Source organism: Erythrobacter cryptus DSM 12079 (assembly GCF_000422985.1).
GTDB lineage: Bacteria > Pseudomonadota > Alphaproteobacteria > Sphingomonadales > Sphingomonadaceae > Erythrobacter > Erythrobacter cryptus.
On record NZ_AUHC01000028.1, the window covers coordinates 1 to 9805 of the forward strand.

Below are 9805 nucleotides of genomic sequence, written 5' to 3' on the forward strand. Positions count from 1 at the left end.
CGCAGCTGGCCGGACAGGCGCTGCGCCAGATCCCAGACCAGCCAGCCCTCGAGCGTATGCGGGCGGTTCAGGACGGCAGGGCACTGCCCGCAGGCGGTGCGGCAGCCGCGGCAATAGTGCTCCCCGCCGCCGAAGTGCCACTCGGCAAGGGCGGCGAGGCGTTTTTTTCCTCCTCCAGCAGCAGACCCTTCGTCACATAGCCGAGCTGGAAGGCCTCGAAGAACGGCAGCAGGTCGAGCAGCGCATCGAGGCCCTCGGCGCTGAGCGGCAAGGGATTGCCATTGGCATCGCCCACGCCCTCCCAGTCGCGCACGGCGAGCCGCGCCAGCGCCTTGGCCATGGCAACGGCAAGCGCCTCGCTTGAGGCATCCTCGCCGAGCGCGGCGAGCGCCGGATCGCTGCGGGCCGCGGCCATCAGCGCGGTGGTGAGTGGTGCTACCAGCAGGCGCACGCCGTGGCCGAGATCGAGCCAGACAGGCTCGCGGGCAAGGTCGAGACGGATCATCGGGAACACTCCTCCTCAGGCATAGCTGGCGACATCGTTGAGCAGGCGGACGCGCAGCATGGTGTCCTCGCTCTCGTCAAAGGCGGCGCGCCACTCGAAGCGGGCCTCGATGCCACCGGGGCCGGAGACGGCATATTTGGTGCGCGGCAGGAACACCCGCGGCAGCTCGAAGCGCAGGGCATAGCCCTCGGGCATGGTCAGGCCATATTCGAGCGCGACCGGATCGCCGTCGCTCGCCTCGGCGAGCAGCGTCGCCCCGTCGAAGCGCAGCGCCAGCGTGCCCTCGGCGGTCGCCAGCGTCGGATCGGCCGCCTCGATGCGCCCGTCCTCGCGGATCACCCGCACCCGCTCGAGATTGTTGGAGAAGGTGAGCCCGCCGCCGGTCACCCCAGCCAGCGCCGAACCGCCGCGACGCACGTAGCCACGCGCCTGGGCGAAGCGCCGCGGCGCCCAGGCGGCCGGTGCGGCATCGACGGTGGTGGCGGAGCGCTCCTCGCCCTGGGCCACCAGCTGCAGCCGGGCATTGGCCGGGCCCTCCTGGCCAAGCTCGATCTCGATGCTCTCGGCCACCGTGCCGAGATGCCGGAAGAACACCGGGGTGGTGAGCTTCGGATGACCGATTTCGAGCGTGTGGCTCGGGATCTCGTCGGCCCCGCTCTGCCAGACATGGAGGTGCCCGCCGCCGGTCAGCCGCGGGCCGGAAGGGGTGGCGTGCGAGGCCGCGAGGGTGAAGCCGTTGCCGTTCGGGCCGGTGGTGTCGAAGACGATCTCGAGCCGCTGCGTGCTCGGCGGGCGGCTGTAGGTGCATTTGGAGACCTCGGGATTGGCCGAGGCGTTGAGGTTGGTGACCAGCTGGTCGATGGTCTGGGTCACGGTCGCCTGGATCTGGGTCTGCAGCGCCCCCGGCGTGCCGGTGACGAAGGTCCAGACCACGCCGTTCAGCGTGATCGTCTGCCCGGCGGCGGGATTGGCGGCGAAGGTGATCGATCCGCTTGCCGCCACGCTGCTCGTCGTCGGCAGGCCGAACAGGGCGGTGAGCCAGTAGCCTGTGCCGCGCAGGTCGAGCGGCACGTCGATCTGGCCCTCGTCGGTGACGAGGCCGCGATAGGGATCCTGCGCATTGCGCCCGCGCCCGAGCAGCGGATCGGCGGCGAGCGGTTGCGTGGCGGCAAGGTCGGTCGAGCGGAAGTCGAGGCTGCGCCAGCCGCTCGACGGCATCACGCCATAGCTCGTCTCGCGGGCGATCTTGAGCGTCGCATCCGCGCCATAGGCACGCAGTTTGGGCATGGGTCATCTCCGATGGGGATGGGGGACGGGAAGGCCCGCGCGAGCCACCCGCGCGGGGCAGGATTATTGTTTCAGATCATGTGCTTAATCGCTTGATAAGCAGGGCGGACAGAGCGAACACGCTTCTACCGGATGCATCGCCAACGGAGGAAGCAGATGACCCTGACCACCACCGCCCGCCACGAGGCCCGCGCCGAGAAGGCCCGCCGCAACAGCAAGGCAGCGCTCGAAGCCTTCATGGCCAACAAGCTCGAAATCGACAGGCTGCTCGAACGTCTGCAGGCGCTGAGCGAGGATCATTTCCACGCCGAACCCGACAGCGTGCACTGGGGCCATGTCGGCAGCCTTGCCCATGTCCGCGACCAGCTGCGCGAGATCGCCCGCTTCCTTGGGATCGAGGCATGACCATGACACAGAGCAGTCCCATGCCGGTTTCCGACACCCAGCGTATGGTCCTGAGCGCCGCCGCCCAGCGCGCGGATGGCAATGTCCTGCCGCTTCCCGGATCGCTGCGCGGACCCAATGCCCGGCGGGTCGTTGCCGCCCTGCTGCGGCGCGGGCTCATCGCCGAGACCGTGACCCGCAGCTGGACCAAGGCCAGCGCCAAGCACAACACTTTCTGGCGCAATGACGAGGACGGCCGCGCCACCCTGCTTCACATCACGCCCGCAGGCCTTGCCGCCGTCGGCAGCGCCGGGGGAGCCAAGGCTGCAGCCCCGCAAGGATCTGGCGCTGCGCACGAGGAGTCCCAATGCCCGCACTGCAACGGCGCAGGCCGCAGGCTCCATCTGGCTGGCACCGAGCTTGCACACACCACGCGCTGCCACATCTGCGATCCTGAGCCCGAACCACCCGCTTCGCAGGAGGCTGTCGCCACGCCTGCCCCGCCGCCGCGCCGCCAGCGCGACGGCACCAAGCAGGCCGCGCTCATCGCCATGCTGCAGGCACCCGAGGGCGCCAGCGTGGCCGAGATCGCAGCAGCACTCGGATGGCAGAGGCACACGGTGCGCGCCGCGCTCTCGCATGGGCTCAAGCGCCGCTTGGGCCTTGGCGTGGCCTCGCACCGGGACGAGACCCGCGGGCGGGTCTATCGCTTGCAAGCGGAAGGCTGAGCCATGGCCAAGGCCACGCTCCACGACCGTCTGGTCGCCGCTCTCCTCGCCTCGGGCGAGCGCCTCGTCCCCGATGCCGCCACGCAGCGCTACACTGTGCTTACCTGCAGCCATCCCAAGGCGCCGCAGGGCTGGCACTACTACGTCGGGCGCGCCGGGGCCTTGCGCGTCGGCCCATCCGCCAGCGCCAGCCGCGCGGTGAGCGAGACGCTGAAGGACACACTGCTCGGGATCGCCCGCCTGAAGCAGGCGTGACGACTCCGCAGTCGCAGCTTGATGATCCGCCGCCTCCGTCCGGGCGGCGGCTCCCGTTCCGGCCCATTGCCAGCCCATCCTGATCCCATCGCATCTCATCCAGCGAGCGGATCGCTGACCAGATACTCGGCGGTCAGCACGAGCCGCGCGGTGAGCAGCGGGACTGCGCCCTCGATGGCCAGCACCCCGATCTCCGGCGCGGCCGGAGTGAGGGTCTCGGCAAGGCCGCCGAGCGTCTCGTCGGCGCGGAGTGCCGCACCGATCGCGCCGAGCAGCCCATCGAGCGCCGCCTCACCGCCGCCAGCATTCCCCTGCGGCACGAACAGCTCGAGCTCGATGCGGTGGCGATACCATTCGCGGCGCGGGTTCAGCGTCACCTCGGGCTCGCCCGGCTCGCCGTCGCGCAGGATGACGAGCCCGTCAGCCGGCACCTTCTCGGGCAGGGCCGCATTGCGCCGCACCGGCGCCGCGAGTGCAGCGCCGAGCTGCGCGGCGAGCGCTGCCAGAATGGCCTCACGCGTCGACATCACCGATCCTCACCTCCAGCGTCCCACCACCCGGTCCTCGAGCCGGCCGATCCAGCGCTCGGCCGCGCCTTCGACATCGAGGCGCTTGCGAAGCCGCACCTGCGGCACCAGCACGAAGAGCACCACGCTCACGAGGCCGCGCCCGGTCCTGAGCGCCGTGGCGCTCGCCCGGGCATAGCCGCCGCGCCGGCCGCTGCGCGCGCGCAGGTTCTCGGCGACCAGCAGGGCTGGCCGGCCCGCTCGTCCCGGCACGAGGCGTAAAGGCGTGCCCATGCGCTGCTCCCACAGCTGCGGCGTGAGCCGCCGGCCGCCGGCGCGCATGGAGAGCGCCGCCTCGGTCGGGATGGCAAGGAAGGTGCCGCCACGCGCGCGGATCAGCGCGCCCTCGGCATGGCCGCGGATGATCGCCGGCGCCTTCGTCCAGACCAGTCCCGCCGCCCCGAGGCTCGCCTCGGCGCTCGGCCAGACCTGCGAGCGCCAGGTGCGGGATAGGCGCGTTCCCAGCCCCGCGCCGGTCACCTGCGCGCGCAGCTCGCCCTTGAGCCCGGTGGTCGCCTCGGTGACAGCCCCGCTCACCGCCTGCTCGGCCGCAGCCAGCTCTTCGGCCATGATCTGCCTGAGATCGCCGATGGTGGTGAGCGAGAGCCTCATGAGGGGGCCAGCTCCGCCGTCCAGACGAGGCGCTCGGCATCGCCAAGCGGCTCGCCCTGAACGATCCAGTCCTGGCCTGCAACCGCGATGACATCGCCTGGTTCCAGCACCGGCACCTCGGCCATGCGCAGATCGGCGAGCGCGGTTGCGGCATGAAGGCGGGTCTCGCCCCAGTCGGCCACCCGGTCCGGCCGGCGCAGCACCACGCGCACCGGAACCGGCGGGCCGCTGCCGCCAGCACGCCAGAGACCATCGCGGGCAAGGTTGGGGTCAGCGAACAGCACATCGAGCGCGGCGGCAAAGGCGCTCATCAGAAGCTGCCGTTGAGCCGCACCCGGCCGACGACATCCTCGGCCCCGCCGGCAACCGCCTCGGTGGCAACGCCGATGAGCGTGTTGCCCGAAGCCGTGGTGGTGCAGCGCCGGTTGGTGTTGTCCCAATAGACCCTGGCGCCCACGCTCCAGGCCTGGCTCGGCGCCTTGGCCAGATCGAAGACGCCGACGAGCGCGGCCTCGACATTGTCACCGGATTGCGCAGCACCGCTGGCGACGCCGAAGATCGCGCCCACCAGCAGGCCGTCGCCGGGGGCAAGGGCATGGGGTGCGGCAAGGGTGATGGTCTTGCCGGGCTGGACGTAGTTTTTCATGGGGAAGATCCTCCTGGAAAGACGAAGGGCGGCCCGTCAGGACCGCCCATCTCGTAGGGGTTCAGGTGTCAAAGACGGGACCGGATCAGGCGCCGGGGTTCCTGTAGAGGCCGCGCCAGTCGATCGCCTTGGCGCCGAAGTCGAGCCGGCACTTGATCTCGACCCCGTCGACATCGAACCCGTTGCGGGTCTCGATGTAGGCCCCCTGCTGGCCCTCGAGATAGGCATATTCGATGGTGTCGATCTGGGCGGGCGAGGCGGCGAGATACCAGGCGGTCTCGCTCGCGGCATCGAGCCGCGGCTCGGCGATCGGCACCAGCGTGCGGATCGAGGCCGGCACGACATTGCCGCTGGAGGCCGGCACGAGGTTCTGCGCCAGCAGCTGCTCGGCCTTGAGTTCCAGCGCGGCGGGCACGATCAGGAAGGCCGGGCGGATGTTGAGCACGGTCTTCTTGTCGAGCCCGGTCTGCCTCGCCATGGCCGCGCGCGCCGCCCCGAGGCTCGTGACATCGAGCGCCGTGCCGGTGGCGGCAAGGTTCCTGTGGCTCGCATGGAACAGCGCCTGCCCGTCGGCCATGGCGGGGTTGGAGGTGATGATCGACCAGACGACATCGCTTTCGAGCTGGGCGATGGCATTGCCATACATCGCCGGGATCCGGGTGAAGGCGTCGAGATCGTCGTTGATCAGCACCTGACGGGTGATCGCCACCACCCGGCCATAGGTCTTCACGCGATAGCTCTCCTTGCTCTCCCCGAGCGTGCCGCGCTTGAACTCGCCGCTCTCGGCCACTTCCAGAAGCTGCGGCGCCTCGCCCAGTTGCACCCGGTGCATGGCCTTGAAGTCAGTGGCCAGCACCTGGCGGCAGAAGGCGGTGAAGGTGCGCGGGGCAGCCTCATAGGCCTGGCGCAGGGTGCGGTTGGTGACGGCCGCGAGGATCTCGGGGAAGTCCGAGGTCGCATGCAGCGCGCGGGTCGCCACCTCGTCGCGCGAGAGCCCGCGCGTGCTGGTGCCGGCCAGCTCGAGGCTCTCGCGCGCGAGTTCCATGAGCGTCATGCCGCGATAGGACCGCGCGGCATCCTCGAGCGGGAACAGGCCCGGGCTGTAGCGGTGGAGCAGGGCATTGGTCACCGCCTCGCGGCGGGTGACCCGCTCGTCGCGCCCGCCGAGCGGGATCGCGACATGGGGGAAGCTGCGGGTCTCCTCGGCCTTGGCAGCAAGCTCGTCGAGGATCAGCTGCCGCGCTTCCTCGAGCGGGGTGCCGCGCCGGACCAGATCCTCGGCGAAGCCGCGCTCGAGCCTGAGGCGGCTTGCCAGATCGTGGATCGCGGCGACCCGCGCGCGTTCCTCCTCGCGGGCCCGGCGCGCGATCGCCTCGGCATCGGACGGCAAGCCGGCATCGGCCTCGCGCAGCGGCGTGGGAATGGGGGCAACAGCGGGGGCGCCATCGGAAGCGACGGCGCTGGCAGCCGCGCGGGTTTCCTCGCACGGGGCGCTGGCGGCCGCATCGGCGGCGGACGGATCGGGGACGGGGTCGTGCATGGTCAGCTCTCCTTCGGGGCTTGGGCGTGCGTCCCGCCGGACGAGGACGCAGGGGGAATGGGGGACCGGGCTGCTGCGGAAGCCGGCCTGCGGGTCGGCGCCCACCGGCACGGCCGAGATCTCGAAGGGGGTCCAGTCGATCGCGCGCCACAGCTCGCGCCCGTTCTCCGGCCGGCTCACCTGGTAACGGTGGACCTGGTAGCCGATCGAGACCGCGCGGATGTGCCCGGCCTCGATGTCGCGCCAGATCGGCTCCACCTCCGCGCGCTCGGAGAAGCGGATCAGCGCAAGCCCGCGCCCCTGCTCGATCCGCGCCGAGCCGGGCACCACCGAGCCGATGATCGCATCGAGGCTGTCGGTCTCGTGCACCTTGAGGAACGGCGCGCCCGCATTCAGCCGCTCGAGCCGGACATGGGCGGGATCGAGGCTCAGCTCCTCGTCATAGGGCGCATCGAACCAGCGCTGGCGCAGCACCCGTGCACCGGTCGACCAGACCACCTCGACGGTGCGGGCGGCAGGGTCGATGGTATGGGGCGCAAGCTCGCCCGCCCGGCGCAGCGCCGGAAGCTCGATCGTCGTCTCCATTGCCTGTCACTCCTGTTCGCTGTCGGTGGCGAGCGGATCGCTGCCCTGCACCCCGCCAGTGCGGCTCACCCGCCTCGGATCGCTGTCGAGCACGAGGCCGAGCGCATCGAGCCGGGCATTGGTGGCGGCGATCTCGGCCAGCACCGCCTCGGGATTGCGCCCGGCACGCGCGATCGCCTCGGCCAGCGTCATCGTGCCCGAGCGGATGGCGATGAGGTTGGCCATGGCATCCTTGTAGGGATCGACCGCCTCGAAGCGCGGCGGCGACCACTCGACCGGAACCTCGGGCACAGGGATTGCCCCTGCCGCCCAGGCGCCTTGCGTGAACCAGCGCCAGACGGGCAGGCAGAACATCGGGATGAACAGCTGCCACTGCACCGCATCGATCATCCGGCGGAACTCGACGAGGCCGGCGCGGATCGAGGAGTAGTTGACCTGGGAGAGATCCCCGGTCAGCAGCTCGTAGGGCACCCGGAACCCGGCCGCGATGGTGTGCAGGCTCGCGCGGCGGTACTCGGCATAGCCGCCGGTCGCGGCAGGCTGGTTGAAGCGGATGTCCTTGCCGCCGCGGGCATAGGCGATCAGCCCCGGCTCGAACTGCTCGACCCGGTTGCCGTCGGCATCGACCACCGCCGGGGCAATGCCCTGCTGCGTCTCGTCGTCGCCGACGACGATCGCGGTGACGCAGGCCTCGGTCTTCTTCCTCACGATCTCGGCGACCTCGTAGTCGTCGAGATCGCGCAGGACCCGGATCACCGGCGCGCCCCAGGGCACGCCGCGCACCTGCGTGCGCTGCTTCTCGTAGACATGGGCGATGTCTTCGGCCGGCACCGGACGGCTGCCCTGCCGCAGCGTGGCCAGAGGCCCGCCGTCGCCGGGATGCTCGGCATGGAGCCAGTAGGCCCGGCGGCGCCCCAGCGCATCGAACTCGACCCCCTGGACGATCCGCCCCGCGCCGGAAGCGCCATGGCGGGAGCCATCGAGCAGGTCGGCCTCGATCATCTGCAGCTGCAGCGGCACGGCCAGACCATCCCCGGCGCGGCGCGGACGGCGCCGCACCAGCACCTCGCCGGCCTCGACCATCTCGCGGCAGACCAGCGTCTGCAGGCCGTAGAAGTCGAGCTGGCCATCGGCGTCGCACTCGGCCGACCAGCGCTCGAACAGGGCATCGACCCGGCGGTCGAGGGCCGCATCGCCGCTCGCAGAGCGCGGCATGATGCCCGCGCCTACGATATTGTTGACCAGCACCGCCACCGCCTTGGCGGCATGGGGATTGTTGCGCACCAGATCGCGCATGCGGTCGCGCAGGAGCGGCCCGGCCGCGCCGATCTCGGCATCGGCCGAACTGCCGGTCGCGCGCCAGCCCTCGGTGCGCCGCCCGCGCGCCGCCCCGTCATAGCCGCGCGCAAGGCTCGCGAAGGCCTCGCGCGCCAGCACCCGGCGCGCGGCCATGCGCGGCGCGATCCAGCCCAGCGCCCGGTCGAACCAGCCCAGCGCCATCAGCGATCCCCGCGCGAGAACCCGGCAAGGCCGGCAAGCGGCAACGGCCGCGAGGCGCTGGCGAGCGCCTGCTCGAGCGTGCGGATCCGCGCCAGCAGATCGGCGGCCGAGCCGTATTCGACGGTTCTGCCGTCATAGCTCACGCGGGTCGTGCCGCTGGCGTAGGCGCGGCGCAGGGCCGCCAGTTCCGTCTCGCTCCACGCGCTCATCTCACAACCACCCTTCTCTTCGCCCGAGCCAGTCGGAGCGGCGCTTGCCTTCAGGCGCCCGTCCCGGCCGATGGATCTGCCCGGCAGGATCGCTTGCGCCGGGCGCCACCTGAAGCTGCGCCTCGAGATCGCGCCACTTGTCCTCGCCCCAGCGATCAGCGCCCGCGATCCAGGCCGCCGCTCTGGCATAGACCCGGCAGTCGAGCGCCTCGTTGCGCTCGCGCATTTTCTGCCACTCAAGCCGCGCAAATCCTCTGCGGTTGCGCACCGTTACCAGCTGTTCGGCGGTGAGCTGGCGCAGCCACTCGCTCTCGATCCATTGCGGCAGATGTATCGTGCCGGGCGGGAACGCTGCACCCGCGGCAATCTCTTCATCCGTCGGCCTCGCAAGGCGCAGGAAGCGGTAGGTCTCGGTCTTGAAGGTCGAGACCGCCACGGTCCACAGCCGCGCGCCGCGGCGCAGCCTTCTGCCGCTCTCGGTCACGTCCACATAGGTCGGACCCGAGACCGGGCTTGACCGGTTGAACCCCTCCACGCCCTTGATCGGTGCAACCTGGGCAAAGCCTACGCTGCGCGCCCAGGCATGGACCGCCTGGGTCTCGTAGCCGGTGTCGATGGCGAGGCGCGCGATCCGCAAGTGTGCACCACCTGCGTGTCGCCAGCTGCGGTCGAGCAGGGCAGAGAGCTGCGCCCAGGCTTCCTGCCGGTCCGGCCCGCCCTCGATGACGATATGATCAACGAGCCAGCTTTCGAGGCCGCGGCCCCAGGCCCAGACATCGACCTCGATGCGGTCCTTCTGCACGTCGGACCCAGCGGTCAGGAACAGCCCGCCCGCGGGCACGGTGCCGGCCGGCCAGCTTTCCCTGCGATCGTAGAGCCGCTGCCAGTCGGGCGCCTCGCCGCTCTCGACCCAGGTCTCGCCCAGCACGGTGTTGCGAAACACCTTGATCGCCTCGTCAGCGCCCTGTGCCGCCTCCCAGCTGCGCGC

Annotated in this window: 13 protein-coding genes; 3 read left to right on the forward strand and 10 right to left on the reverse strand. The window is 70.9% G+C overall.

What is annotated here, in order from left to right; translation table 11 throughout:
• Positions 1-67: 67 nt before the first annotated feature.
• Together G524_RS0111945 and G524_RS0111950 are read right to left on the reverse strand one after the other, a co-directional pair.
• Entirely contained in the window at positions 68-505 is a 438-nt protein-coding gene (locus tag G524_RS0111945) for a hypothetical protein (RefSeq protein WP_027443739.1), read from the reverse strand.
• A 15-nt stretch (positions 506-520) separates the two neighbouring features.
• Positions 521-1792 carry a phage tail tube protein gene (locus G524_RS0111950; protein WP_027443740.1) on the reverse strand — a complete coding sequence of 424 codons (1272 nt, stop codon included), beginning with the start codon at positions 1790-1792 and terminating at the stop codon, positions 521-523.
• A gap of 156 nt (positions 1793-1948) precedes the next feature.
• On the opposite strand from G524_RS0111950, the gene G524_RS15900 reads away from it, so the two are divergent.
• From G524_RS15900 to G524_RS0111965, 3 genes are read left to right on the forward strand one after another with little or no spacing between them, the layout of a single operon-like run.
• The gene (locus G524_RS15900; RefSeq protein ID WP_051221149.1) at positions 1949-2197 is read left to right on the forward strand and encodes a hypothetical protein; all 249 of its coding nucleotides are present in this window, start codon (positions 1949-1951) and stop codon (positions 2195-2197) included.
• A complete protein-coding gene (locus G524_RS0111960) occupies positions 2194-2904 on the forward strand; it encodes a DUF3489 domain-containing protein (RefSeq protein ID WP_211219334.1) in 711 nt (236 codons plus the stop codon). The genes G524_RS15900 and G524_RS0111960 overlap by 4 nt, the downstream gene beginning before the upstream one ends.
• Positions 2905-2907: 3 nt before the next feature.
• Positions 2908-3159, forward strand: a complete 252-nt coding sequence (locus tag G524_RS0111965; protein WP_027443742.1) for a hypothetical protein — start codon at positions 2908-2910, stop codon at positions 3157-3159.
• A gap of 95 nt (positions 3160-3254) precedes the next feature.
• On the opposite strand, the gene G524_RS0111970 is transcribed toward G524_RS0111965, so the two are convergent.
• The 8 genes from G524_RS0111970 to G524_RS15905 all read right to left on the reverse strand — a co-directional run.
• The gene (locus tag G524_RS0111970; RefSeq protein WP_211219364.1) at positions 3255-3686 is read right to left on the reverse strand and encodes a hypothetical protein; all 432 of its coding nucleotides are present in this window, start codon (positions 3684-3686) and stop codon (positions 3255-3257) included.
• A gap of 9 nt (positions 3687-3695) precedes the next feature.
• Positions 3696-4337 carry a DUF6441 family protein gene (locus G524_RS0111975; RefSeq protein WP_027443907.1) on the reverse strand — a complete coding sequence of 214 codons (642 nt, stop codon included), beginning with the start codon at positions 4335-4337 and terminating at the stop codon, positions 3696-3698.
• A complete protein-coding gene (locus tag G524_RS0111980) occupies positions 4334-4648 on the reverse strand; it encodes a head-tail joining protein (RefSeq protein ID WP_027443908.1) in 315 nt (104 codons plus the stop codon). Before G524_RS0111980 ends, G524_RS0111975 begins: the two co-directional genes overlap by 4 nt.
• On the reverse strand, positions 4648-4983 hold the full coding sequence (locus tag G524_RS0111985; protein WP_027443909.1) for a DUF2190 family protein: 336 nt from the start codon (positions 4981-4983) through the stop codon (positions 4648-4650). The genes G524_RS0111980 and G524_RS0111985 overlap by 1 nt, the downstream gene beginning before the upstream one ends.
• 85 nt (positions 4984-5068) lie before the next feature.
• A complete protein-coding gene (locus G524_RS0111990) occupies positions 5069-7108 on the reverse strand; it encodes a prohead protease/major capsid protein fusion protein (protein ID WP_027443910.1) in 2040 nt (679 codons plus the stop codon).
• A gap of 6 nt (positions 7109-7114) precedes the next feature.
• Positions 7115-8608 (reverse strand): phage portal protein, encoded by a 1494-nt coding sequence (locus G524_RS0111995; RefSeq protein ID WP_027443911.1) that lies wholly within the window; start codon positions 8606-8608, stop codon positions 7115-7117.
• Positions 8608-8817, reverse strand: a complete 210-nt coding sequence (locus G524_RS0112000; protein WP_027443912.1) for a phage head-tail joining protein — start codon at positions 8815-8817, stop codon at positions 8608-8610. The genes G524_RS0111995 and G524_RS0112000 overlap by 1 nt, the downstream gene beginning before the upstream one ends.
• A 1-nt stretch (position 8818) precedes the next feature.
• A partial coding sequence (locus tag G524_RS15905) for a terminase gpA endonuclease subunit (protein WP_036857923.1) occupies positions 8819-9805 on the reverse strand: 987 nt, incomplete at its 5' end.

Excerpts from the sequence above, each read along its gene's own strand:
- G524_RS0111960 (WP_211219334.1), top strand. The coding sequence starts at position 2,194 with ATGACCATGACACAGAGCAGTCCCATGCCGGTTTCCGACACCCAGCGT.
- G524_RS0111950 (WP_027443740.1), bottom strand. The coding sequence starts at position 1,792 with ATGCCCAAACTGCGTGCCTATGGCGCGGATGCGACGCTCAAGATCGCC.
- G524_RS15900 (WP_051221149.1), top strand. The coding sequence starts at position 1,949 with ATGACCCTGACCACCACCGCCCGCCACGAGGCCCGCGCCGAGAAGGCC.
- G524_RS0112000 (WP_027443912.1), bottom strand. The coding sequence starts at position 8,817 with ATGAGCGCGTGGAGCGAGACGGAACTGGCGGCCCTGCGCCGCGCCTAC.
- G524_RS0111980 (WP_027443908.1), bottom strand. The coding sequence starts at position 4,648 with ATGAGCGCCTTTGCCGCCGCGCTCGATGTGCTGTTCGCTGACCCCAAC.
- G524_RS0111945 (WP_027443739.1), bottom strand. The coding sequence starts at position 505 with ATGATCCGTCTCGACCTTGCCCGCGAGCCTGTCTGGCTCGATCTCGGC.
- G524_RS0111995 (WP_027443911.1), bottom strand. The coding sequence starts at position 8,608 with ATGGCGCTGGGCTGGTTCGACCGGGCGCTGGGCTGGATCGCGCCGCGC.
- G524_RS0111985 (WP_027443909.1), bottom strand. The coding sequence starts at position 4,983 with ATGAAAAACTACGTCCAGCCCGGCAAGACCATCACCCTTGCCGCACCC.
- G524_RS0111990 (WP_027443910.1), bottom strand. The coding sequence starts at position 7,108 with ATGGAGACGACGATCGAGCTTCCGGCGCTGCGCCGGGCGGGCGAGCTT.
- G524_RS0111975 (WP_027443907.1), bottom strand. The coding sequence starts at position 4,337 with ATGAGGCTCTCGCTCACCACCATCGGCGATCTCAGGCAGATCATGGCC.
- G524_RS0111965 (WP_027443742.1), top strand. The coding sequence starts at position 2,908 with ATGGCCAAGGCCACGCTCCACGACCGTCTGGTCGCCGCTCTCCTCGCC.
- G524_RS0111970 (WP_211219364.1), bottom strand. The coding sequence starts at position 3,686 with ATGTCGACGCGTGAGGCCATTCTGGCAGCGCTCGCCGCGCAGCTCGGC.